This window comes from Trichocoleus sp. DQ-A3 (genome assembly GCF_039961975.1).
Taxonomy (GTDB): domain Bacteria; phylum Cyanobacteriota; class Cyanobacteriia; order Cyanobacteriales; family FACHB-T130; genus FACHB-T130.
In genome coordinates this window covers 109,947-135,457 of the sequence record NZ_JAMPKC010000014.1, presented here as the reverse complement: position 1 = coordinate 135,457, position 25,511 = coordinate 109,947, and the positions used below count along the sequence as shown (strand labels likewise).

General features: G+C 49.5%; 13 protein-coding genes and 1 pseudogene. 9 read left to right on the top strand and 5 right to left on the bottom strand.

Annotation, left to right across the window (positions count from 1 at the left end; all coding sequences use genetic code 11):
• Nucleotides 1–13: 13 nt before the first annotated feature.
• From NDI44_RS19330 to NDI44_RS19315, 4 genes are all read left to right on the top strand, one after another.
• Complete coding sequence (locus tag NDI44_RS19330) at nucleotides 14–3,883, top strand: PAS domain-containing protein (RefSeq protein WP_190414123.1); 3,870 nt, start codon at nucleotides 14–16, stop codon at nucleotides 3,881–3,883.
• A 99-nt stretch (nucleotides 3,884–3,982) separates the two neighbouring features.
• A complete protein-coding gene (locus NDI44_RS19325; RefSeq protein ID WP_242037116.1) occupies nucleotides 3,983–9,289 on the top strand; it encodes a PAS domain S-box protein in 5,307 nt (1,768 codons plus the stop codon).
• Between the two features lie 46 nt (nucleotides 9,290–9,335).
• Nucleotides 9,336–12,128: a putative PEP-binding protein gene (locus tag NDI44_RS19320; protein ID WP_190414121.1), complete on the top strand. Its 2,793-nt coding sequence runs from the start codon at nucleotides 9,336–9,338 to the stop codon at nucleotides 12,126–12,128.
• 270 nt (nucleotides 12,129–12,398) lie between these two features.
• Entirely contained in the window at nucleotides 12,399–12,656 is a 258-nt protein-coding gene (locus tag NDI44_RS19315; RefSeq protein ID WP_190414119.1) for a hypothetical protein, read from the top strand.
• On the opposite strand, the pseudogene NDI44_RS19310 reads toward NDI44_RS19315, so the two are convergent.
• A pseudogene (locus NDI44_RS19310) lies at nucleotides 12,653–13,824 on the bottom strand (hypothetical protein). The gene NDI44_RS19315 and the pseudogene NDI44_RS19310 sit on opposite strands and share 4 nt — an antisense overlap.
• Before the next feature lie 352 nt (nucleotides 13,825–14,176).
• On the opposite strand from NDI44_RS19310, the gene NDI44_RS19305 reads away from it, so the two are divergent.
• Nucleotides 14,177–14,974: a sugar phosphate nucleotidyltransferase gene (locus NDI44_RS19305; RefSeq protein WP_190414176.1), complete on the top strand. Its 798-nt coding sequence runs from the start codon at nucleotides 14,177–14,179 to the stop codon at nucleotides 14,972–14,974.
• Between the two features lie 39 nt (nucleotides 14,975–15,013).
• Here the strand turns inward: NDI44_RS19305 and NDI44_RS19300 are convergent, their stop codons facing one another.
• Nucleotides 15,014–15,685, bottom strand: coding sequence for a DUF1361 domain-containing protein (locus NDI44_RS19300; protein WP_190414117.1), 672 nt, complete (start codon nucleotides 15,683–15,685; stop codon nucleotides 15,014–15,016).
• A 30-nt stretch (nucleotides 15,686–15,715) separates the two neighbouring features.
• A complete protein-coding gene (locus NDI44_RS19295) occupies nucleotides 15,716–18,031 on the bottom strand; it encodes an MASE1 domain-containing protein (protein ID WP_190414115.1) in 2,316 nt (771 codons plus the stop codon).
• A gap of 256 nt (nucleotides 18,032–18,287) precedes the next feature.
• Here NDI44_RS19295 and NDI44_RS19290 point away from each other — a divergent pair, with 256 nt between their 5' ends.
• The gene (locus tag NDI44_RS19290; RefSeq protein ID WP_190414114.1) at nucleotides 18,288–19,655 is read left to right on the top strand and encodes a TldD/PmbA family protein; all 1,368 of its coding nucleotides are present in this window, start codon (nucleotides 18,288–18,290) and stop codon (nucleotides 19,653–19,655) included.
• Between the two features lie 298 nt (nucleotides 19,656–19,953).
• On the opposite strand, the gene NDI44_RS19285 is transcribed toward NDI44_RS19290, so the two are convergent.
• Complete coding sequence (locus NDI44_RS19285; RefSeq protein WP_190414178.1) at nucleotides 19,954–20,109, bottom strand: hypothetical protein; 156 nt, start codon at nucleotides 20,107–20,109, stop codon at nucleotides 19,954–19,956.
• A 279-nt stretch (nucleotides 20,110–20,388) separates the two neighbouring features.
• Between NDI44_RS19285 and NDI44_RS19280 the strand changes: the two genes are divergently transcribed.
• From NDI44_RS19280 to dprA, 3 genes are all read left to right on the top strand, one after another.
• Entirely contained in the window at nucleotides 20,389–21,195 is an 807-nt protein-coding gene (locus tag NDI44_RS19280) for an SAM-dependent chlorinase/fluorinase (protein ID WP_190414112.1), read from the top strand.
• A gap of 68 nt (nucleotides 21,196–21,263) precedes the next feature.
• Nucleotides 21,264–21,914 carry a DUF2301 domain-containing membrane protein gene (locus NDI44_RS19275; protein WP_190414110.1) on the top strand — a complete coding sequence of 217 codons (651 nt, stop codon included), beginning with the start codon at nucleotides 21,264–21,266 and terminating at the stop codon, nucleotides 21,912–21,914.
• Between the two features lie 344 nt (nucleotides 21,915–22,258).
• Nucleotides 22,259–23,398, top strand: coding sequence for a DNA-processing protein DprA (gene dprA, locus NDI44_RS19270; RefSeq protein WP_190414174.1), 1,140 nt, complete (start codon nucleotides 22,259–22,261; stop codon nucleotides 23,396–23,398).
• A 46-nt stretch (nucleotides 23,399–23,444) separates the two neighbouring features.
• On the opposite strand, the gene NDI44_RS19265 is transcribed toward dprA, so the two are convergent.
• Nucleotides 23,445–25,466, bottom strand: coding sequence for a serine/threonine-protein kinase (locus tag NDI44_RS19265; protein WP_190414108.1), 2,022 nt, complete (start codon nucleotides 25,464–25,466; stop codon nucleotides 23,445–23,447).
• Between the last annotated feature and the right edge of the window lie 45 nt (nucleotides 25,467–25,511).

The window sequence follows — 25,511 nt, the reverse complement described above, 5'->3', positions numbered from 1 at the left end:
AAGTTCCAGAATAATGGCTGACTCTAATCATGTCAGAAAAAAGTCGTCGAACACGAGCTTCGGGTCGCAGGTCATTGGCCCCATCCTAACAGTGGCGACGCTTGTCGCCATTGAGGTGCTGTCTCAGACAAAATTTGCCATCCCCAACCCAGGCCCGATTTCCCTCACCACGGTAGTTTATGCTACCTTCAGCGGCAGTTTTTGGGCTGGGTTGATTAGCGCAGCGATTTCGCTGGTGTATGCCCTTGGCTTCTTTTCCAACCCCGGACATTTGTTTGAGTACACAGACGAAAATGCCCGTCACTTGCTCGTACTAGCCTTCACCACACCAGCTCTGGTGTTGATGGTCGGGTTTCTAAAGCGCCGCGCAGAACAAGCTTTGAGGCTAGAGGCGACTAACGACATTCTGAATCAGCAACTGGGCGAACGCAAACAGGTCGAGGAAAAGCTGAGGAGGGCAAACGAGCGCTTTGAGCTGGCGGCTGCGGCAATTAATGGGATTATCTACGAATTGGATCTGACTCAGAACACGATAGAAAGGACACAGGGGCTGAGTGAGGTTCTAGGCTATCAAATTGAAGAAGCCCAAACAACTGTTCAGTGGTGGATGGAGCGGATTCATCCGGATGACCGACAGCGGGTACACGAGGAAATAAACAGCAAGATCGCCGCCAGTAGTAGTTTTACCGTCGAATATCGGATTCGCCACAAAAACGATCGGTATCTATATGTTTGGGATAGAGGGCTAATCGTGCGAGATGCTGATGGGCGTGCAGTGCGCGTAGTTGGCTGTACTTTAGACATCAGCGAAAGCCGAATTGCTCAAGACGAATGCGATCGCGCTCATTCGCAATTGGAAACCGAACGCGCCCTCCTAGAAGCGGTGCTGCGACAGCTACCAGTCGGCGCGATTGTTGCGGAAGCTCCCTCCGGGAAGCTGATCCTCGGCAACGAGCAGGTGGATCGGATTTGGCGTCATCCTTTTCGGCAATCTAGGGATATTGAGGAGTACCGCGAGTACCAAGGCTTCCACGCCGACGGGCGACCTTATCAGCCGCAGGAATGGCCTTTGGCACGTTCCATCAGCACCGGCGAAGTCGTCATTGATGAAGAAATTCAATTTTTGCGGGGGGATGATACGCGGGGCACAATGCACGTCAGCTCCTCTCCGGTATGCGATCGCGCCGGCAAACTCGTCGCTGCTGTTGTCACCTTTTTCGACATCACTCAGCGCTCTTCAAACCAAGCTTTGTTAGCGACGCAAAACACGGTCTTGGAAATGATTGCCAAAGGTGCCGCCCTCCCCTCCGTGCTGGATGTTCTCGCCCGGTTGATCGAACAACAGTCGGATGGCGCTCTGTGTTCGATTCTGCTGATGAACAAAGAAAAGCAAAAACTCTATCGCGGTGCAGCACCCAGCATTCCAAACAGCTACTTTCAAGCAGTCCCTGACGGGATTCCCATCGGTGCTGTAGCTTGCAGTTGCGGTACGGCGGTTTATCGGCGCGAACCAGTAGTTGTGTCGGATATTGCCAACGATTTCCTGTGGGCAGAATACAAAGATTTGCCTTTGTCTCATGGATTCCAAGCGTGTTGGTCAGTCCCGATTTTTGCCACGAATGGAGATATCTTAGGCACTTTTGCGATGTATTACCGCAAGCCGCAACAGCCTAGTTTGCACGACCAGAAACTGGTTGAGATATCGACCAATCTGGCAGGCATCGCCATTGAGCGTCACTGCACCGAAGAGGCAAAGCGGCAAAGCGAAGCCCGATTTCGGCGTCTGGTGGAATCCAATATCATCGGGGTCGTCTTCGCCGACTTTAACGGCAATGTCACCGATACCAACGACGCCTTTTTGAATCTGCTTGGCTACACCCGCCAAGAGCTGCAAACGGGCAAAGTGCGTTGGGATATCATGACCCCGGAGGAATTCGACGATTTGGATCGGCACAAAAACCAAGAAATGCTGAACTCCGGCACGTGTACGCCTTGGGAAAAAGAATACGTTCGTAAAGATGGCAGCCGCGTTCCAGTTCTCGTCGGGTTGGCTCGGTTGGAAGAATCTCCCGATAGTTGCGTTGCTTTTGTCCTCGACCGCACCCAACGCAAGCGTGCAGAGGAAGCACTCAAAGAAAGTGAAAAGCGGTTCCGTCAGCTGGCAGAAAACATCGATGAAGTGTTCTGGATTCGTTCGGACGCTCCGAAACAGTTACTCTATGTCAGTCCCGCCTATGAAAAAATCTGGGGTCGCACGACCGTAAGCCTTTACGAAGACCCTTCATCCTGGGTGAATTCCATCCATCCAGAAGATCGAGAGCGGGTAATCGCTGCGGCGAAAAAGCAGAGCTACGAAAAGTACGATCAAGAGTATCGGATTGCCCGACCCGACGGCGAGGAGCGCTGGATACGCGATCGCGCTTTTCCGATCCAAAACGATCGGGGAGAGGTTTACCGCATTGTTGGCATTGCCGAGGACATCACTCGCGCCAAGCAGTTAGAAGCGACTCTGCGGCAACAGGCAGAAGAATTAGAGAGAGCAAGCCGGATCAAAGACGAATTTTTGGCAATCGTCTCCCACGAACTGCGGACGCCCTTAAACGCGATGCTGGGTTGGGCGACGATGCTCCGGACGCGGAAACTCAATGAAACCACCACCGCGCGGGCGCTAGAGACGATTGAGCGCAACGCCAAATCACAGGTAAAACTGATTGAGGATTTATTAGATGTCTCGCGCCTAATTCGCGGGCAAATCCGCCTGAATATTCGTCCAGTTGACCTGATATCGGTAATTGAGTCATCCATCAATACCGTCTTACCTTCCTGCGAAGCCAAAGCGATCGCTCTAGAATCAATGCTCGTTCCTGATATTGGCGTTGTGATGGGTGATGCAGAACGCTTGCAGCAAATCGTCTGGAATCTGCTTTCCAATGCCATTAAGTTCACACCGGAACGCGGACGAGTCACGGTAAAGTTGTCAACGGTCAAGGGGAATGAGTCATCGGGAATCGGGAATAGCAACCCATCGAACCCATTCCCCATTCCCAACCACGCCCAAATTGAAATCAGCGACACCGGATTGGGCATCAGTCCTGACTTTCTGCCCTACGTCTTCGAGCGCTTTCGGCAAGCGGATAGTACAACGACGCGATCGCAAGCGGGTTTGGGGCTAGGGTTAGCCATCGTCCGCCAACTGGTGGAACTGCATGGCGGCACCGTTGAGGTGACGAGTCCAGGAGAAGGACTCGGAGCGACCTTTACAGTGCGGTTGCCCCTCTTAGAAAGGACACAGGTAGGACTAAAAACTTCAGGACTGTTAGCGCAGCGGCAGGAAGTGCAGATTGACCTAGAACAAGCAAATGAGAAAACCCAAAATTACTCTTACTCCTCAACCCTCAACCCTCAGCCCTCAGCCCTCAGCCCTCTTCCCTCCTCTTCTCTCAGTCCTCAGTCCTCAGCCCTCAGTCCTCTTCCCTCCTCTTCCCTCACTCCTCCTGTCCTGAACATTCTGAGTGGAGTGCGGATACTGGTCGTAGATGATGAAGCAGACGCACGAGAATTTCTTTCCACAGCCTTGGAACAGTATGGAGGAAAGATACTTGCTGTGGCATCCGTTCTCGATGCCTTAGAAGCACTCGAACAGTTTCAGCCGGATGTCCTTGTCAGCGACATCGGAATGCCCTTGGAGGATGGCTATTCGCTAATTGCCAAAGTCAGGAACCATTCGGCAGAACGAGTGAGGCGGCTGCCAGCACTCACACTCACCGCCTATGCCAGTAAGGCAGATACCGAGCGAGCGAGCGCTGCGGGTTTCGATGGACACATCGCTAAGCCAGTTGAGCCATCCCTGTTAGCAGAAGCGATCGCTAAGCTTATTCGCTAGACGCACTGCTTGCTCAATTGGCTGAAAGAACGAGAGCGGCGCGATCCCCAAAGTCGGGATTTAACCCTCAAAATAGTATCAGGAGGGGAAAAGCAATCTATGCATATCATACCTTGGGCCGCTCTCGGCTACGGGCTAGTAGTATCTATTTGTACTTTGCTGGGTCTGTGGCTAGGGCCGGAATTATTAAACAATCTTTTTGCAGCGAATGGTTTTATCCCACATGGACATTGCTATTTGTGGAAACCAGGGTTGGTGTCACTTCATGTTGCCACCGATACGTTAATCGGACTAGCGTATGTTTCGATTTCAGTGACGCTAGTTTATTTAGTCCACAAAGCGCGTCGAGATATTCCTTTTCATTCAGTATTTATCGCCTTTGGATTTTTCATTATTGCCTGCGGTGCCACGCATTTTATAGAAGTGTGGACACTATGGATGCCCGTTTATTGGCTATCCGGAACGATTAAATTAATTACAGCGATCGCTTCAGTGACGACAGCCTTGGTAATCCCGCCATTAGTTCCTCAAGTCCTGACGCTGATTGCCTCTGCAAAAACCTCTGAAGATCGTAAACTCCAACTAGAAACGGCAAACGTTGAGTTAGAGACGCTTTACCAAAAACTTAAGGAACTCGACCAATTAAAAACCCAATTTTTTGCCAACGTTAGCCACGACTTGCGGACACCACTTGCCTTGATCTTGGGGCCAACGGAGAAACTGCTCTCCGAGCCGAATCTGACCAACCCAGAACAACGTCACGACCTAGAATTGGTGGATCGTAACGCCCGTACCCTGCTCAAACGAGTCAACGATTTGCTGGATGTCTCCAAGCTGGAGGCAGGCAAAATGGAAGTGAACTACGCACTCAGCGACGTGGCTGAGCTGGTGCGGCTGATTGCTGCCAACTTTGAAACCATTGCAGAAGACCGTCAGATATCCTTCGTTGTCGAAACTCCTTCATCTCTTAGGGCGAGTGTCGATCCAGATAAGTGGCAGCGCATCTGCTTCAATCTACTTTCCAACGCCTTCAAATTCACCCCGATGGGGGGTAGTATCCGCTGCATCCTTGCGGAAGTCAGTCCTCAGGAGCAGGGGCACAGAGGCACAGAGGAGCAAGTCTTCGCCCTGGACTCCCTGTCGTCTTCATCCTTCACCCTCACCATTGAAGATACTGGCCCAGGCGTGCCACCAGAACTCCGGGAAGCCATTTTTGAGCCGTATCGCCAAGAGGAATTCGTTACTCAGCAAGGATTTGGCGGTACTGGTCTGGGGCTAGCCATTGTCAAGGAGTTCGTTGAATTGCACGGCGGCTCCATAGAAGTTAACCAGGCTCCAAAAGGCGGGGCAGTTTTCACGACCTGGATGCCGCAAGCAGCACCCTCAGACGTTCTAAGTACCAATACAGAAGGGTTGCTAGTACCCGATGGGAATCGCGATTTTCATCTGGATGGGGAGACGATTGCGATCGCGCAACCAGCTGCTACAGACTCCGACAAGCTGACTTCGACAAATCTTCAAATCGATTCGACGCGATCGCCCCAGGCGAAAACATCCACAAATTACAAGGAAATTGCCCTTTCTGTAATGGCAGAACTGGGGCATCAACCCAACGATTTGGAATCGGCATTAAATTACCAGTCATCAGAAATTTTCCCATCAGAACAGTCCGCGCAAAATCCTCAAGGTGAAATTTCTAATTCTCAATCCCCACTCGTGCTGGTAGTTGAAGACAATCCGGAAATGAATCGCTTCATCGTCGAGAGTTTAGCGCCAGAGAATCGGGTCGTAAGTGCCCGGAATGGGCAGGAAGGATTGGACAAAGCGATCGCCCTGCATCCTGACTTAATCCTCACCGATATGATGATGCCTCAAATGAACGGCGACCAGCTAGTGCGGGAAGTCAGAGCCATCAAGGAACTCGATACGATCCCGATTGTTCTGCTGACGGCGAAAGCAGACGACGAGCTACGGGTGCAGATGTTACGAGAAGGGGTACAAGATTACCTGATGAAGCCCTTTCATATCGAGGAACTCCGAGCGCGGGTGGGCAATGCGATCGCTATGAAACGCACCCGTGAGATTCTTCAGCAGGAGTTACAAACTCTGGATATAGACCTCGCCACCTTAGCCAAAGAACTCACCTCCCGCCAGCGCGAATTGCAGGCTTCCCATCAAAATTTAGAAATTCGGGTTCGGGAAAGAACTGCCGAACTCGCAACAGCGAATGAATTACTTCAAGAACAAATCGCCCTGGCTCAACAAGCCGAACAAGAGCTGCGGAAGAGCGAACAACGCTTCCGCAGCTACTTTGAACTTCCTTTAGTCGGGATCGCCATTAGTTCGCCAGACAAAGGTTGGCTAGACGCCAACGATAAATTGTGCGACATCTTTGGCTATTCCCGGCAAGAACTCACGCAAATGACTTGGGATCAATTAACTCATCCCGATGATTTGCCAGCCGATGTAGAGCAATTCCAGCGGATTTTAGCAGGCGAAATTGAAGCCTACTCAATGGACAAGCGGTTTATCCGCAAAGATGGTCAAACGATCCACGCCAGCATCTCGACTCGCTGCGTGCGCCGTACTGACGGCTCAATTGATTACTTCGTGGCTCTCGTTCAGGACATCACCGAACGGTACCAAGCACTTCAAGCACTCAAATGGGAAAGATCCATCCTTCGCAGCTTCTTCGATAGCGCTTCTTTGATGATGGGAATTGTCGAATTGGTGGAAGATGACATCCGGCATATTTCTGATAACTCCACCTCAGCAAAGTTCTTTGGGCTAACTCCCGAAGCGATGCAAAATCGACTGAGTAGCAGTTTGGGAGTCCCGCCGCAATACCTGCGATTGTGGATTCATCAATATCGGTTGGCTCAACGCACCCAGACAACCATCCGCTTTGAATACCCTCACGAGACTGACTTAGGTAAGAAGTGGCTGTCTGCTAGCGTCTGTCCCATCGAGGGAGCTTCCAGTTTGCATCCGAAATTTGCGTATGTGATTGAGGACATCACCAACCGCAAAAAATCTGAGAAAGAACGGCTCCAGCTCGTCCGCGAACAGGAAGCGCGTGCCCAAGCTGAAGAGGCGCAGCAGCGTTATCTCTCCCTAGCAGAGGCGATTCCACAGATGGTGTGGACGGCACAGCCAGATGGGTCAGTGGATTACTACAACCAACGCTGGTTTGACTACACGGGAACAACGCTGGAGCAAGCCCAAGGCTGGGGATGGCAGCCTGTACTCCATCCAGACGATTTGCAGGCATCGGTAGACGGCTGGAACAATGCCATTGATACGGGTGAGACTTACGAAGCCGAATGCCGTTTTAAGAGAGCCTCAGATGGCGTTTACCGTTGGCATCTGGTTCGGGCATTGCCGCTACGCGATCGCCATCAATGGGTCGTCAAGTGGTTCGGGACTTGCACCGACATTGACGATCGCAAGCGCGCGGAACAGTCACGGCAATTCCTCTCGGAAGCTGGCGTCGTGCTGGCTGACTCGCTGGATTATCAAGCTACGTTAGAACGCCTCGTACATCTGGCGGTGCCGCACCTTGCCGACTGGTGCGCCGTTCATACAGTTGAGCCGGATGGCACGATTCGCCAACGAGCGGTTGCCCATGCAGACGCCTCAAAGGTTGAGCTGGCATGGGAGGTAGAGCGTCGTTATCCCTTCGATCCCAAGGTGCCCCGTGGTTTGGCGAAAGTGTTGCATACAGGTGAGGCAAAACTCGCTCCGGAGGTTTCCGATGAATTGCTCGTCGCGATCGCCCGCGATCCGGAACACTTGGAAATCCTCCGCAAGGCAGATTTCAAGTCTTATATGTGCCTACCATTAATTGCCCGTGGAAGAATCTTGGGAGCGATCGCCTTTATTACTGCCGAATCGGGTCGTCACTACAATCAGGCGGATCTCTCCTTGGCTTCTGAACTAGCTCACCGCGCTGCCTTGGCGGTAGACAATGCGCGACTTTACCACGAAGCTCAAGAAGCCAATCGCATGAAAGACCAGTTCCTGGCGATTGTCTCCCACGAACTGCGAACTCCGATCAACGCCGTCCTGGGTTGGGCACAGCTGCTCCGCAGCCGCAAGTTTGATGAAAACCGGACGGCGCAGGCGTTGGAAACTATCGAGCGCAATGCCAAGGCACAGACGCAGCTGATTGAGTCGCTTTTGGATGTCTCGCGCATGATCCGGGGGAACTTGCCCCTCAGTCTCCTCCCAGTTGACCTAGTGCCGGTGATTCAAACTTCCATTAATTCTGTACTGGCAACAGCTCAGACACGGGAAATTCAAGTAGAGACAGTGCTAGACCCTTCTTGCGGACGTGTCCAAGGCGATCCCGTCCGATTGCAACAGGTGATGTCAAATCTACTCTCGAATGCCCTAAAGTTCACACCGAACGGCGGACAAGTGACGGTGCGAATGTCAATCGTTATTGGGAATAGGTCATCGGTAATGGCTAATGCGGAAGAATCTCACCAATTACCAATTACCAATTACCAATTACCAATTACCCACTATGCCCAAATCCAAATCAGCGACACCGGAGTGGGTATTACTCCTGACTTTTTGCCCCATGTCTTTGACTTGTTCCGTCAGGCTGATAGTACAACCACGCGATCGCATGGAGGTCTAGGACTGGGACTCGCGATTGTCCGCTATCTTGTAGAAATGCATGGCGGCACCGTCAGCGCCCAAAGTCCAGGCGAAGGACTCGGAGCCACTTTTACAGTGCGCCTACCTCTTTTAGAGAGTACGCAAGTAGGGCTGAAAACTTCAGGACTGTTAGCGCACCAGCACGAAGTGCCGACTGAGGTAGAAGACACGAATCAGGAAAGAAAAAATTCCTCTTCCCCTTCCCCTTCCCTCAATCCTCAATCCTCAATCCTCAATCCTCAATCCTCATCCCCTTCCCCTTCCCTCAATCCTCAGTCCTCAGTCCTCAGCCCTCAGTCCTCTTCCTCTTCCTCTTCCTCTTCCCTCAATCCTCATGCTCTCAGCGGATTGCGCCTTCTGTTAGTGGAAGATGATGCCGATATCCGCGAAGTCGTTGTCACCACTCTAGAGGAGGCAGGAGCAAGTGTGAGAGCCGTGGCATCAGTGCCAGAAGCCATGAAAGCGCTGGATCGAGAGTTGCCAGACCTGGTGATTAGCGATATCGGAATGCCATTAGAGGACGGCTATGGGCTGATTCGCCAACTGCGGAATCGAGAAGCCGAACGCGGAGGCAAGATTCCCGCGATCGCGCTGACCGCCTACACCACTGAGGAAGATCGGCTGCAAACTCTTGCCGCTGGCTATCAGCGCCATCTTTCTAAGCCGGTGGAAACCGCCCAGTTGGTAGCAGTCGTGGCGAATCTTTGGAAATCTGCGGGTCAAATTCAGAATGATGAATAAATAATTAAGTTATGATGCATTGTTCCCTATTTACCCTTTCACCTGAGTGGAAAAACTCCACTGGCTCGACCAAATTCAACCCTTCGACCGCACCCTGGTAGGCGACAAAGCTTTTTCCTTGAGCCGACTCATACAGCGTGGCTATCCGGTCGTGCCCGGTTTTGTCGTTCCGGCAACCGCAGCCCGTCAATTTCTCGAAAGCATTCAATGGTCGGCACCGCTTGGCTTAGACCTGCCCTATTCTTCGCTACATCTGGATGTAGATAATCCCCGCCAACTACAGAGCGTTGCTCAAACGATTCGGCAGGAAATTACAGCCGCTACGCTACCGTCGTCTTGGATGTCGGAGATAGAATCGGCACAAGCGCATTGGCAAACGAAGGTGCTGATTTTGCGCCCCTCTTTGGCTTTAGATCCGGCGTCTAAAGTTCAGGCAACCGGGGTGCTTTTACCAGAGTCTGGGCTTTTAGAATCCCACGTTTGTCTGGCGACGCCAGAGAGCTTGGCGATGGGCTTGAAGCTGGCTTGGGCAGAGCTGTTTCGTGCCAGAAGTTTGTTTTATTGGCACTGTTGGGGTATTCAGACTGCTCAGCTGAACTTGGCGATTTTAGTGCAACCCGTCTTAGATGCGATCGCTTCCGGGACTCTTCAAGCAACTCCAGAGTGCTGGGAAATTCAGTCAACCTGGGGGCTAGGCAAGGCGCTAGTCTTGGGAGAAGTGGTTCCAGATTTCTATCAGGTGCAACCAGAAACGGGGGAAGTGCAAACTCGATATCTGGGCAGTAAAACCCGTGCTTATCGTCTTGAGAACTTTAGAGACGCCCAAACCGACACAAACAGCACGGAGAATTTCGCAAGCGCCCACCCTTCTCGATTAAGGGTAGATAATTGTCTAGAAGCGTATCTGCTCAACGAAGAGCAACAAAAATATTACGCCCTGGAAGAAAAACACTTAGATGTTCTCATTCAACTGGCGAAGCAACTGAGGACTGAACTCGGACCAACTTTTACTTTGGAGTGGACGCTCTCTCCAGGAAAAGAAAATGAAGGCAACCAGTTGTCTCTCACACAAGTCATCGTTGGCCACTCAGCAATGAGCTTGAAGGAGTCCAAAATTAAAGTAGGAGCGGTTAAGGAATCCTTACAGCACTCAGTAGAGATCGGTCATTCCTCCTTGATGCTCGCTCCTTTATCCTTCTTTTCGCCCCAGACTCAGCACCGCCTACAGGAAGGGAAAGTGCCTACAGTGCCAGAACCAGACCTAAAGCCTTTGATCGAAGGGCTGGGAGCGTCAGCAGGACGAACCATTGCGATCGCTCATGTATTAACCGATTCCAATCATCTCCACTTCCCGGATACCGATGGAGATGAAAACTCGCCTGTTAATGGGAAAATTTTAGTCGTCAAAAGCATTACTCCCGATCGGCTGGTACTGCTAAAACAGGCTGTCGCTGTAGTTGCCGAACAGGGTGCGATGACTTGTCACGCTGCCATTATTGCCAGGGAATTAGGCATCCCAGCGGTTGTGGGTGCTGTTGGTGCCACCCGGCTCATTCAAACCGGCGACGCCGTGCTAGTGGATGGCGACAAGGGAGCAGTTTATCGCGTTGAGGCTCAAGCAGGCGATCGGGAGAAAATTCTTCCGCACTCCTCTCTCTCCACCCCACACGCTGCACTTTCCACCCCGCACTCCTCTCTCTCCACCCCACACGCTGCACTTTCCACCCCGCACTCTGGACTCCCCACTCCTCACGCTGCACTTTCCACTCATCGTCCCTCAGTCCTCAGCCCTCAGCCCTCAGTCCTCAGCCCTCAGCCCTCAGTCCTCAGCCCTCAGCCCTCAGCCCTCAGTCCTCAGCCCTCAGCCCTCAGCCCTCAGCCCTCAGCCCTCAGCCCTCAGCCCTCAGCCCTCAGCCCTCAGTCCTCAGTCCTCGCCACTCAACTGCTGGTCAACCTCAGTCAACCCAGCAGTATCAAACGCGCGGCTCAAATGCCGGTGGATGGAGTAGGATTATTGCGCTCTGAGCTGCTGCTGCTGGAAGTTTTGCAGGGACAACATCCTCAACGATGGCTCCAGCAGCAGCGTGAAGACGAGTTGAGGGAAATTCTTGCCCAACAACTGTGTCAGTTTGCCGAGGCATTTGCGCCGCGCCCAGTATTTTATCGCTCTCTAGATTTGCGATCGCATGAATTTCAATACTTAGTTGGTGGTTCTTTGGGGCACCCGGAAGCCAATCCGATGCTAGGGATGAGGGGAACATTCAGCTATGTTTCCAATCCCGCCTTGTTCGATGTAGAACTGGCAGCTTTAGTACGGGTGCAGCAATTGGGATATACCAATGTCCGCTTGCTGTTGCCTTTTGTCCGCACGGTGGAAGAGTTTTCCTTTTGTCGCCGCCGCGTTGAACAAGCCGGACTCAGCCAATCGTCTCAATTCCAACTCTGGATCGTCGCTGAAGTGCCGTCGGTTCTATTTTTGCTACCCGATTACGTGAAAGCGGGCGTCCAGGGAATCTCGATTGGCACTAACGATCTCACCCAGCTGCTGCTGGGAGTTGACCGAGACCAAGCGCAGATGGCGGCGGCGTTTGATGAGCGTCATCCAGCAGTCACGCAAGCGATCGCGCAACTCATCCAAATGGCAAAACAGGCAGGAATTCCCTGCTGCATCTGCGGTCAAGCACCGGCTCAATATCCAGAGTTGATCGATCGGCTTGTGCAGTGGGGGATTCCCTCAATTTCTGTGGAACTAGATGCCGTTGAGCGAACCTATAACGCGATCGCTCGTGCCGAACAACGCCTTCTCTTAGCAGCCGCCCGTCGTCAGTTGAATCAATAAGTAGCGATCGGCAAAAATCTGGTAGAGACGGTTTCAAATCCACACCCACTTTTTGCCCTTTGTCTTAAGTCATCCTATTTTCAAGGGTTGTCTTTCAAGGGGTGTCTGCCAACCGATTTTTCTAATAATTCCCTTCCGAGAAAGGTTAATAGATACTACTTAAGGCTGTTGCGCTTTTGCTTCTAATCGTGAACAACTAAAGAGTATACCTATCATAGAATTCGTGTGGTTTCACCTTGGCGAAATCCACTCCTGCTGGAAGAGTACACAATGAGCCGCGTCGTTGTCTGTTTTTACAGTGGCAGATGGATTCCAATTATGTTTTGTCCCTTGGTAGAAGCGATCGCGTTTCACCAGAATGCACTAAAAGAGGGAAAGGAAATTTTTATTTTTCCCCCTAATTGCGATCCAAACGATTTCTTGAGTGACCTAACTTATATTCAACCCCCCGTCCTTGGGGAAGCGGGGGGGTTGACAAACTTAGCAATTTTGAAACCCTACGATCGCTCGCAGTCAATCGCTGATTAATAGCGGAAAATTGCTGCTACCGGAGCCTCATCCGGTACTTTTTCCGGCTCCACTGCATAGACTTTACCACCGTTCAAAATTGTATGAGTAGCGGCAAAATCCAACATATCTTCGTCGTCCGCCTGTGGTTCAGGGTGTAAATCTACGGTCATGGTTTCAGGGTCAAAGTGACCCCAGCGCTGCTCGCCGACCGCCACAAACAAAGAATCAACCCGGTGATAATAAGCAGATTGGATGATTTCTTTGATATCGTGGGATACTTTACTCGTATCGTTTCCAGCCAGTTCTTTGTATACCTCTACAACCCCCTCAATATTCTCTTGTAACAGAGGCTCCACAATCGGTAAAGCGAGTTCGTGCAATTCTTCTGGCTTGAATATTTCAGGATTTCCAGTAATCCCTTGCTCTACCAAATGTTGATAAGTATTCGCCTCTTTGTAAATCGGGAAAAGATACTCAACTCCCGCTAACACCAAAGGGCCTTTCTTATTCCGGAAGAAGTCGTGCAATGCACCATCAATCTGATGGAAAAATTGCAGGAGATCCTTCTTGATATCATCCTGATCCGGGCTTCCCTGCCCGTGGAAACTACCGGGTTGCTGAAAAGTATTGTTGGTTCCCCCCTTTGATGTGGCAATCCGAATCTGACCGTCCTTGGAAGTCCGTCATATTGGAGAGCTTCATCCTTGCTTTTCGGCAAGTTTTCAATATGCACCTCTTTGACAGTAGTGCGGGTTGCCTGAAGCAGGCGGACATCCTTTTGGCTAAGCGCTAGGATGTATAACCGTCCATCGTTGTTGACGATAGGCAACAGTGGCTTAATGTGGAAGCGATCGCTAACCACTACCAATTCTTCAACATCAACCGGAAGCTGGTAGTAACGAAAGACTTCGGGAGAGATAAAAATTGCTACCCCCTCGCCTTGGTTTTCTTCCCAAAACTCAGGGCTATCAATCGCATTCGCTTGCTCAAGCCATGTCATCGCCTCATCCTGGTCTATGCCCATTTCTTCCAAACGTTTCTCAGCCTCACGCATGAGATTCTTGAAGCGAATCGGGTTTTGTCGAACCTCTGGCCCTGCCTTTTCCATCGGCATATAAACCGAGATACAAGGACTAGCGGAATTTTCTATCAAACTTTTTAATTCATCAGTAGACAATAGCGGCATCTGATTGGACTCCTTTCAAAAATATTCAGAAAGGACGACAAAAATTGGCAATCTCTAAAGAAAGATATGGCGGAAAAGGCCATACAGGAAATCCGCCCTTCTAGGGAAATAATTATGGTTGCGGCTGCGGGAAATTCTTAAATGCAAAACCCAACCTAAATTCATTTCAGACTAAGACAGGTGCGATGCCATCTTTCTTTTGATAGGAACTTTGGCTCACACCTGACCAAAATCCCAGCAAAAATCCCAGCAAGTCTTTATCTGTCAAAAAGATTCAGGGAGAATAATAAGATTGAGGGTTTCCCTGTTCCATTCCACCGCAATCGGCATTTTTATGATTGATAGCGATCGCATTCACCAGCGGGAAGTCATTGGACTGCTACCAGCAGGAGGGCAAGCAACGCGCATCAGCCCCTTACCGATGAGCAAAGAGTTGTACCCGATTGGATTTCGCCCGGTGGATAGCGGCAGCGGCACCTTACGCCCCAAAGTCGTGAGTCATTACTTACTAGAGAAAATGCGGTTGGCAGGGATTAAGAAGGCATACACCGTACTGCGTCCGGGAAAGTGGGATATTCCGGCTTATTTTGGGGATGGCACCCTGCTAGACATGAACCTCGGCTATCTGATGCTGGGCTTGCCTTATGGTGTTCCTTATACCTTGGATCAAGCCTATCCCTTCGTGCAAGACGCAGTGGTAGCACTGGGCTTTCCCGACATCCTTTTTCAGCCTGAAGACGCCTTTGTGCGGTTGCTGGCACGGCTTGCGGCTGGTAATGCCGATGCGGTTTTGGGATTATTTCCGAACGATCAACCTCATAAAGCCGGGATGGTTGATTTTGATGCCCAAGGACGAGTCCACTTCGTGGTCGAAAAACCGCCGATTAGCGATTTAAAGTATATGTGGGCGATCGCGGTTTGGACGCCAGTATTTACCCAATTTATGCACGAGTATCTCGCTGCAATCCAAGCTGGACAACTGCCACAGGCGAAAGAGCTGCCGATTAGCGATGTGGTTCAGGCAGCGATTGACAGCGGCTTGCGGGTGGAAGCCGAAACATTTCCGGATGGAACCTACCTGGATATCGGCACCCCTACGGATCTGGTGAAAGCAGTTCGTCAATTTGCGGCTGATGAGATTGATATCTAAATTGATTGATTCTCGGCTCAGCTTGAAAGAAACAAACGCTTAAGCTGTCGGGGAGTCCGTATGATTTTGATTGGATGGCGACTGGATAGCTTTTAACCGCCTTCGCAAAATTATCCCCAAAGTCACCTGCTTCATCAGCCAGTACAAGCCAGAAATGATGACAAAGGTGACAACCATAACCACCACAGGCCATTTGCCGACTAAGTCATCCAGTACGCTAGTAAATACGGCATCCGGTTGAGTAACAAAATCCCAACTGTTGAAGCGTAGGAATCGCCCTAAATAAATGCCAATGGCGCTAAGACCATGCAAAGTTAGCTCCATCCAAAGAATGTATTTACTACGTTCGTGGCGATGTAAATAGTAACCTAGATTAATTAAAGATATAACGTAAGCTTCAAAGCCAGCCAGGATAACTAACAAATACTGGGGGATGAGAACTAGCGTAATCATCCACACCGAGTAGTTGGCGCGAATATCATGAATCAAGTGAATGATATCTGTCAACAAATAAGGCGCATTCGGCAAAAACGCGATAAAAACTAAGACTCCCGCCCACCAGATCGGCGAGCGCTTTTGCCTGCTGCGAAATAGCCAAATACTCAAAAGCAGAGGTACAAACGCCAAAAACAGATTCCACGTCATCCAGTCCAGATTGCGGGACAAAACCCGCAATATATTGGAAGTCCAGCGAACCAGCTCAAATTTCATACGCGCTGTCTCATTGTTGAATCAGCAGTTTTAGTTCACATTGAAGCTACCAGTATAACTACTGATTCCGGGATGACTACTCTGCCGCAGGGGGATGACGATCTGGAATGTTGCCCCTAATCCTGGCTGCGATAGACAGATGAGTTGTCCTTGATGATTTTCTACCACAATTTGATAGCAAGTTGATAAACCTAAGCCGGTGCCTTTCCCGACTTGTTTGGTGGTAAAAAATGGTTCAAAAATATGGTTTTTGACTTCCGGAGTCATGCCGATGCCATTGTCGGAAATTTCAATCTGCACCTGAGTGGGTGACAAAATTTGGGTGGTGAGGGCGATCGCAAACGGCTGAGGTGAAAATCCTGAAAGGGTAATTTCATCCTTGGCCTTTTCTTCCTCTTTCATTCTTTCTTCTAAGGCATCAATGGCATTACTAAGCAGGTTGAGAAACACCTGATTGAGTTGTTTCGGATAGCACTCCACGAGGGGTAAGTCACCGTAATTTTTAACCACTTCGATGCCTGGATGTCCCGGACGCGCTTTCAGGCGACGCTGTAAAATCAGCAACGTACTATCGATGCCTTCATGAATATCCACCGGCTTCATATCGGCTTCATCCAGACGGGAGAAGCTGCGTAAGGATATCACAATCTGACGGATACGTTCTGCACCCGTTTTCATGGACTCTAGAAGATTCGGTAAATCCTCAATCACAAAGTCCAGTTCAACCGTTTCGCTATACGCTTGAATCGCCGGGGGTGGGGTGGGATAATTTTGCTGGTAAAGGTTCAGGATGTCGAGGAGGTCTTGAATATAAGCAGTAATATGGCTAATATTGCCAGTGATAAAGTTAATGGGGTTATTAATTTCATGAGCAATTCCTGCTACTAATTGCCCCAAACTCGACATTTTTTCAGCTTGAATTAATTGCTGTTGGGCTTGTTTGAGCGAGGTGAGCGATCGCGCGAGTTCATTATTCTTTTCTTCTAACTCCAGAGTTCTTTCGGTTACTTTCCGATCGAGATTGTGGGCAAGTTCGAGTAATTGAGCTTCCGATTGCAGCAGTGCTTGCTCGATTCTTTTTTGTTCTGTAACGTCTTGAATCGTGCCGATGAGTCGAGCGGCTTTCCCTCCTTGCTCCTGAATAATTTTGCCAGTGCCGTGGACAATGCGCTCAGAACGATCGGATAAAACAACTCTAAAGTCAGTGCTGAAGGCTTGCTTGAAATACGATGCGGCGTCTATCAATTCTCTGACCCGTTCTCGGTCATCTGGGTGAACGGATGTCAGCAATCGTTCCATACTTGGCTCAAATTCTGCTGGTGAAAAACCCAAGATGCGATAAAGTTCATCCGACCATCGCAGTTGCTGTTTAACCAAGTCTAAATCCCAGTTACCGAGATGGGCGATCCGTTGGGCGTTGGCGAGACTGGCTTCGCTAGAGCGTAGTGACGCTTCAGCTGAGGCGCGTTCCGCAACCGCCGCCCCCAAAACCAAAGCAGTGACTGCGATAACGCCCATGAAGGCTTGTAAAAATTGCAAAGCTTGGTCGGTATTAATGGCAACTGCCGCAAACGGCCCATCCCCCAAGGCGGTGCCCCAGATAGCAATGCAGGAGACAAGTAGAGTTGCCAGTACAGCGCCTTGCTGATTAAATCGGAGGGCTGCCCAAGCGACCAAAGGGAAGGGCATGTAGGCAAGGGGATAGTGAGCGATCGCTGTAGCAGTTTTGGCGAAGAAAACTGACTGGGTGACGGTTGCAAGCAAAGTCAGCAAAAGCATCGCCTCGATGATTCGCTCTCGTCTTGTGTCTAAGCGAGGAAGCACACTCCAAGTCAAGATCGCCGGGACTAACACTAAAACTGCCATGCCATCTCCTAACCACCACGTCCACCACGTCGTCGCATAGTCGCTCCAAGGGATAAGATTTGCCCAGCAAAGAGTCGTCAAACCCAGAGTGGAAGCGACTAGAGTAGACAGCATCACAGACAAGCCGAGAAAACCGAAAACATCTCGCAGGCGATCCAGAGAGGGGCGCAAACGAATCGAACGAAGCAACGTGACCCCGACTAGAGCCTGCAAGGTGGTAGCCAAGCTGCCAGCAATGGCAACAGATAGGGGTACGTGCAGAACTACTTTGGCAAATAAAAATTCACCTAGCACGACTCCAGGCCAAAGCTTTCGCCCCCCGATAAACAGCACGCCTTGGGTAATCCCCGCCGGAGGCCAAACCGGCGTTACGTACTTATTCAACACCGGAAGCGCCAGTGATAGTTTTGCTGCACCAATGTAGATGGCAGTCAGTATGGCGACGCTGGCTAAGTATCGCCAAAGCCGAGTTTGGGACATAATACGGCGGTTTAGGGGTTCAAAATGCGAGATGTTTTCTCCTTGCAACCATAATCCGCTGAGCTAGATGTTGCAAAGGTAAATATAGACAAATTTTTAACTGAAGGGAGAAATCCGATAATTAATCTGATTTCACCTTCGGTTTAGTACAAATTAAGCAATAATCCAGTGCCAATCGATTTAAGCAGCCTGCCCTAACAATCGCCTAGAATCCCTATCAGGGGCTAAATAAAAGGATTAAAAAGTGGAAACTTCTATGCAAGATCGGTTACAGGCAGCGATCGCTCCTTATCGCACAGCGGTAGATTATCTAGAAATTCGCTTAGAACAAAGTGAGTCTACCTCTATCTCCTTTCGCGGTCATCAGCTGGATGCCGTAGATCGTAACTTTACCCTGGCTGGGGGCATTCGCGCTTGCCACAAGGGCGGCTGGAGTTTTGTCACTTTCAATGGTTTAGCTGAGTTGCAAGACCGGATCGAAGAAGCGATTTCTCAAGCACATCTGGTCGGAAAAGAAACGACGATGCTAGCGCCAGTGGAACCCATTCAAGATTATGTGGCGGTGGAAATCGGGCGCGATCCACGTGGGGTTTCTCTGGCAGAAAAGCGGCGGTTATTGGAGGGATATAACCAACTGCTGCTAGATTTTGACCCCCGAATTCAAACGACAATGGTGAATTTGCGCGATCGCTTCGGCATCACCTATTTTGCCAATTCTCTCGGCACCTGTATTGCCCAAGAACGCTTGGATGTGTCGGGTCGATTTGGGGCGATCGCTAGGGAAGAAGGTTCTACCCCCCGCCAAGGCTTTGAATCTGTCCATTCCCGCACAGACTATAACATTCTCGAAGGAATTGAAGACCAGGTACTGGGAGCCGCCAAACGCGCTGTCGGTCAATTGGAAGCCAAATCAGTCAAAGGCGGACAATATACCGTCGTTCTCGACCCATATCTCGCGGGTGTCTTCATTCACGAAGCTTTTGGACATCTTTCGGAAGCTGATTTTGTCTACGAAAACCCCCGGATGCAGGAATTGCTTACTCTAGGCAAACCCTTAGCCATCAAACAACTGAATGTGGTTGATGATGCCACGATGCCCGATTTACCTGGTTCTCTCAAGTATGACGATGAAGGCGTCCCCGCTCAACGCAAATATTTAATTAAAGACGGCATCCTCACCCAGCGCTTGCATAACCGCGAAACTGCTGGCAAGCTACACGAAGCTCCCACCGGCAACGCTAGGGCACTCAACGCCACTTATCCCCCGTTGGTGCGGATGACGAACACTGGCATTGAACCGGGGGAACACTCCTTCGATGACATGATTGGGGATATCGAGGAAGGCGTCTATGCGGTGCGGATGCTTGGCGGACAAACCAACGGCGAGATGTTTACCTTTGCCGCTGCTGAAGGCTATATGATTCGCAATGGCAAGATAGCTGAAAGAGTGACTGATGTCAGTCTGACTGGCAATGTCTTCCAAACGCTCAAAGATATTGAGGCGATTGGGAACGACTCCATCTATATCAATGGCGGGTGCGGGAAAGGGGGACAAATGCCGCTACCCGTGAGTGTGGGGGGTCCCCATCTGCGAATTAAAAATGTCGTGGTGGGCGGTCGCTAGGAGGAACCGGGAAGCTATGAAGAATTCTCTCCCTTTCTCCAATGACCCATTACCGTATAGCAATTCTAAATGATTCGTGAACGCGAGATCCCCGACTTCCCTAAGAAGTCGGGGATCTGAATCGATAGACGCTCTAATCAAAAAGGGGATGCCGTTTACTAGCGGCATCCCCTTTTGTTTTATTTAATTAACGTGCATAGCATGGCATTTGTGGCGGTTTTGCCCCAGTACACTTGCACGGAAACAGCAGACTCCGAAGGCTCGGTATTTGAGACTGAGAGTATCGCTTAATTCAGGTTTAGTGGAAGTAGTTGGCTTCCGCTTCCAACTGGCGAATCAAAGCTTCGTCACCTTTGGCTCTGGCAATTTCTAGACGATGCTGCAAGCTTTTTTGAATGTTTTCGCGGTGAGCCGCAGCCGCATTTTTCTGGTTATCTTGGCGTCTTCCGTTCATAATGGACATTTTTTTTAAGCGACTTGAGGTATCTGCTACTTTTCTAATATAGCCTAAATTTCCAAAAAATGGTAGTTTTTGTTACAGAATATTCATAGTTTGTTAGCTAGCGTCAAGGGTTGAGGCTGTGGAACGAATTAGGGTCTGGGAGCGATCGCCCTTGCTGAAGGTAAGCTAGACTCTGAAAACGTTCAAAAAAGACGTTCAAACCATCGCGCGTTCTGGTCGCATCAACAGCATCGCACCCGCGCTTGGCACAAAGAATCCTTCTTAACAAAGATGTATGACAACCGGATCGTTACTCTGACGAGCGATTTTGGCTTAAGTGATGTTTATGTAGGGGTGATGAAAGGCGCGATCGCCCAAATCAACCCGACGCTGACGGTGGTGGATCTCACTCATGAGATTCCCCCTCAGAATCTTACAGCCGCAAGATTTTGTTTAATGAATGCCTACCCTTATTTCCCAAAAGGGACAGTGCATATTGCTGTTGTCGATCCGGGAGTGGGGAGTAGCCGCAGAGCGATCGCTGTTAAATTTGCCGCCGGTTTCTTGGTGGGACCAGATAACGGGCTGTTTAGTGGCATTCTGAGTAGTCCTGGGGTTTCCCCGTCCCTACCCGAAATTGCCGCCGTCGAACTCACGAACCCCGACTACTGGCGCACCACCGAACCCAGTTCAACGTTTCACGGTCGAGATATTTTTGCTCCCGTGGGTGCCCATCTTGCCAGTGGCGTTCCGCTAGAACACCTGGGAAACGCTATCGATTCAGCAAGCTTAGTTCAACTGCCCATCCGTGAATGTACCCAGACAGAAGCTGGTATCGCGGGTTGCATTCAGTATATCGATCGCTTTGGCAACTTAATTACAAATATTCCAGGAACCTTCGTCCAAGGAAAAATCTGGTCTGTGGTTGTGGGAAAGTTTACGCTACCCAGTGGCCAGACTTATAGCGACAGCCAACACCTACAGGCGATCGCTTTAATTGGCAGTCACGGTTGGGTCGAAATTGCCGTCAACGGAGGCAATGCTCAGTCGCAACTGCAACTAGACTGGGGAGATGAGGTGCTTCTTCTTCTGGATTAATTCAATTCCTAATCGGGATTTATACATCCGCATCGCTGATATTCTATAGCAATTTTCGGATAGGTTTTATGACTCAGTTAAATGCGTCAGATTCGGCAGTTTATCAAGGTCAGTTTGGAGAATTTACGATAACCGAGAGCGATCGCACTGGCGTGATCGTTTACCGTAGTGGCTTAATGGTAGCGGCTTTAAGCTTTGCTTTCGGTAGCTTCCTGGTGCTAAAGACAAACATAGGATTGTCACTCCTCACCCCCCTGTACGCTTGTTTCTGTCTGGGGTTGGGCGTCAGTTTATTGACCATCCATATTTACCTAGAACCGCTACACCGACTCCTTCAAGCGTTTTGGGCAATTGGTGTTTTATCGGCGACGGTGTTGGCACTGCAAAGTAGCGAACCTCTCGCCTTATTTGTCTACAATCACCCAGCAACCCTATTTGGAGTTGGCTTCACCTTTGCGGCATTAACGGGGATTTATTTCAAAGAAGCCTTTTGTTTCAACCGCCTGGAAACTAAAGTTCTCACGCCTTTGGTGCCAATGTTGCTGTTGGGACACCTGACTGGTGTATTGCCAGTGTCAGTAGAACGGGGATTATTGGCAGTTTGGGCAATTCTATTTGTCGTCTTTGCTTTGCGTAAGGTTGTCCAAGAAATTCCACCGGATATTGGTGATAAGTCGGTGTTTGTCTATCTCAAACAACAGCATTCGGCGAAGGCTTGAGGAAAGCGATTAAACGCCATAGAAGCACCCCTCCCCCAACCCCTCTCCTACGAGGCTAGGCTTTACCGATAAGTCCAAAAACCTGTAGGGGCGAAGCATTTGGGCGATAACTTGAGAGCAAAAACGTGCAACTCGTTATCCAAATGCTTCGCCCTACCCCGCAGTTGCTCCTCTTAGGCTACGGTGTAAACCTAAGTGACTTATTTTGTTTAAAGCATTCCCAAACCTAACCCCCAGCCCCTTCCCTAAAAGGGAAGGGAAGCCATCTTCAAAGCCCCTATCAGCCTCGGAGAGGGGTTTTGGGAGAGGTCTGCTGTGTGTACACGGTCAATCATTTAACTGTTATGGAAGAACGTGCCTTCTGGCTAGCATGGTCGCAAATCCCTGGAATTGGCCCAATTTTGCTCAGGCGCTTGCACCAGCATTTTGGCACGCTCAGTGAAGCCTGGAAAGCTAATCCAGCCGCCTTGAGGGAGGTGGAGGGGTTTGGGCGTCAAACAATTGAGGGGGTGGTAGAGAAGCGAGCAGCGCTCCGCGCATACCCTTCGGGATCGCGCCTCCATCCCCAACAATTTTTAGAAGAACACTTGGTAAAAAATCCCTGTTTCTGGACGCCAGCGGATGCTGATTATCCCCGTTTACTCCTAGAGACGCCTACTCCGCCGCCAGTGCTGTATTATCGCGGCAAAGTGCAACTCCAAGAGAATCATGGGATTACGCCAACGATTGGCATTGTCGGAACTCGCCAACCCTCTGAGTATGGCAAGCGCTGGACTGGCAAAATTACCGCTGCTTTGACGAAAAGCGGCTTCACAATTGTTTCCGGCATGGCAGATGGCATTGATACAGAAGCGCATCGCGTCTGTATAGAAGCTGGGGGACGGACGCTAGCAGTTTTTGGGACTGGCGTGGATGTCGTCTATCCTTGGCGCAACAAGTCCCTATACGAACAGATATGCGATCGCGGGTTAGCGCTGAGTGAGTATCCTGCTGGCACCCAACCGAAGCGCGAACACTTTCCCCCTCGCAATCGGATTATCGCCGGTTTGAGTCGTGCGGTGCTGGTGATGGAAGCGCCTACCCGATCCGGTTCATTAATTACTGCCGATTATGCGAATGAATTCTGTCGAGATGTCTATGCTTTGCCTGCAAGGTTGGACGATCGGCAGTCGCTGGGCTGTCTAAAATTAATTAGCAAGGGAGCGACACCTTTTCTGGATGAAAATCATTTATTAGAGATGCTGGGAGCGATTCCAAAACTCGATCCAGTGCAACAGCTAGACTTATTTAATCAGCCTCCTATACCAGATTTAGAACCAGAACTCAAACAAATTTGGCAAGCAATTTCCTCAGAGCCGACGGCTTTTGATTTAATTGTGCAGCAAACGGGTAAGTCAGCGAACTTAGTCTCCAGTGCGCTGTTGCAGTTAGAACTGATGGGGTTAGTGTCGCAATTGCCAGGGATGCGGTATCAGAAATCTTAAGCGCGATCGCTACCTTTCCCAAGCCAAAATCTAAAATCCCAAATTGCTACTCTATCCGCCAAATTTTGACATTAAAGTCCTGACTTCCACTCGCTAGAGTCCGTCCATCGCCGCTGAAAGCGAGGGAAACAACGTTGTTAAAATGCCCCTCAAGGCTGTAGCGTTCCCTGCCAGTATTCGGATTCCACAATTTAATCGTATTGTCCATCCCACCACTGGCAAGCATTTGCATATCTGGACTAAATCTGACAGAATAAACCGCTTTTGAATGCCCATGCAGCGTGCGAATTTCTTGCCCAGTATTTACATTCCACAATTTAACCGTATTATCCCAACTGCCACTCGCTAGCATCTGTCCATCCGGGCTAAAGGCAACAGAATTAACATGGTTTGAATGTCCAGTCAGGGTGCGAATTTTATCCCCTGTTTTTACATTCCACAATTTAACCGTATTATCCCAACTACCACTCGCCAGCGTCTGTCCATCTGGGCTAAAGGCAATAGACATAACCCAGTTGGAATGCCCGGTGAACGTGTTAATTTCTTGCCCCGTTTTTAAATCCCACAATTTAATCGTATTATCCAAACTACTACTCGCTAGAATTTCTCCATTTGGACTGAATACGGCAGAAACAACCTGGCTCGAATGCCCTGCTAACGTGCGAACTTTATCTGTTTTTTTAAGGTTCCACAATCCAATTGTGTTGTCCCAACTGCCACTAGCCAGCATTTGTCCATCTGGACTGATAGCAACAGTACCCACTGACTTTGAATGCCCCTTCAAAGTAGAAATTTCCTGCCCTGTGTTCAAATTCCACAATTTAATCGTGTTATCTAAACTCCCACTAGCTAGCATCTCTCCATTTGGACTGATGGCGACAGACGCCACCGACTTTAAATGACCCCTTAAAGTATTTGTAAAAGCAAATTTCTCGCTAAAGTTTTGTGAACCTGGGCTTAATATTTGGTTGCTAATTGCATAATAATTTAGATTGAAATAGTTAAAATAACCATATCCAACTAATGCTAATAGTAAGGTAGCACCACCTGCTAAAAATTGATTATTGAAGTTGTTTTTAACAACCAGTGTACTAGGTAGTGCTGTGCTTTTAAAAGATTTATTGGTTTTAGGCGATGCGAATACTGTAGGCGTTACATTTGGCGGCTTATACATCAAATCTTGAATAATCTCGTCTACCGAGTGATAGCGAAAATCAATATTTTTTTGCAATAGCTTATCTAATACATTACCTAAATTTTTACTAATTGAATGCTTTAGGTACTTCTGCCATTGACCAACCCAATCATAACCGTAGTCAAGAAATAATGAATGGGGATTATAATTACTGAGTAAATGGAAACAAGTTACACCTAAACTAAATAAATCGCTTGCTGGAGAAACTTCACCTCCCTGCATTTGTTCATAGGAAGTATATCCGAAAGAACCAATTTTAGTGCCTCGTTGAGTTGCACCCTTTGCTGTCAACTGCTTAGCTGCACCAAAATCAATCAGTACCAACTCTTGCTTTCCTCCGTTTGTTAAGCGGCGACGCATAATATTTTCGGGTTTGATATCTCGGTGAATTATCTTTTGCTCGTGAACGAATTTGAGAACAGGTAGGATATCTAGTAACATCTCTCGAATCTGGCTTTCACTAAAAGCACCCTGTTGTTCCAACTCCTGCAATAAATCCTGCCCATCGATAAACTGCTGCACTAAATATAAATAATTTCCTTCTTCAAAGTAGCCATAGAGCGTGGGAATCTGCGGATGATGTCCCATCTCTTGCAGACGTTTTGCTTCTTGTTTAAACAGTTGAATAGACTTGTTGAGTGCCGCAGTTCCCTGCACTTGGGGCCTAAATTGCTTGACGACGCAGAGTTCATTCATCTTGTCTATGTCTTCTGCCAGATAAGTTCTACCAAATCCTCCCTCATTGGAAATAAGCTGGATAATGCGATAGTGTCCTCTCAGCAACGGCATGAGTTTTGCCCCGCAACTTCGGCAAAACTTTGTCGTATCAGGATTTAGAGGATTCTGACAATCGGGGTTGAGGCAACAGCTCATAGGTAGAAGATGCAACATCTGGTTGAGTCTATGATAAATGTGCCC

What these genes read in the sequence shown, in the direction of transcription:
- NDI44_RS19285 (WP_190414178.1), bottom strand. Translation starts at nt 20,109, where the DNA reads ATGAACGGAAGACGCCAAGATAACCAGAAAAATGCGGCTGCGGCTCAC.
- NDI44_RS19315 (WP_190414119.1), top strand. Translation starts at nt 12,399, where the DNA reads ATGAGCCGCGTCGTTGTCTGTTTTTACAGTGGCAGATGGATTCCAATT.
- NDI44_RS19290 (WP_190414114.1), top strand. Translation starts at nt 18,288, where the DNA reads ATGCAAGATCGGTTACAGGCAGCGATCGCTCCTTATCGCACAGCGGTA.
- NDI44_RS19325 (WP_242037116.1), top strand. Translation starts at nt 3,983, where the DNA reads ATGCATATCATACCTTGGGCCGCTCTCGGCTACGGGCTAGTAGTATCT.
- NDI44_RS19295 (WP_190414115.1), bottom strand. Translation starts at nt 18,031, where the DNA reads ATGTCCCAAACTCGGCTTTGGCGATACTTAGCCAGCGTCGCCATACTG.
- NDI44_RS19265 (WP_190414108.1), bottom strand. Translation starts at nt 25,466, where the DNA reads ATGAGCTGTTGCCTCAACCCCGATTGTCAGAATCCTCTAAATCCTGAT.
- NDI44_RS19280 (WP_190414112.1), top strand. Translation starts at nt 20,389, where the DNA reads ATGTATGACAACCGGATCGTTACTCTGACGAGCGATTTTGGCTTAAGT.
- dprA (WP_190414174.1), top strand. Translation starts at nt 22,259, where the DNA reads ATGGAAGAACGTGCCTTCTGGCTAGCATGGTCGCAAATCCCTGGAATT.
- NDI44_RS19275 (WP_190414110.1), top strand. Translation starts at nt 21,264, where the DNA reads ATGACTCAGTTAAATGCGTCAGATTCGGCAGTTTATCAAGGTCAGTTT.
- NDI44_RS19300 (WP_190414117.1), bottom strand. Translation starts at nt 15,685, where the DNA reads ATGAAATTTGAGCTGGTTCGCTGGACTTCCAATATATTGCGGGTTTTG.
- NDI44_RS19330 (WP_190414123.1), top strand. Translation starts at nt 14, where the DNA reads ATGGCTGACTCTAATCATGTCAGAAAAAAGTCGTCGAACACGAGCTTC.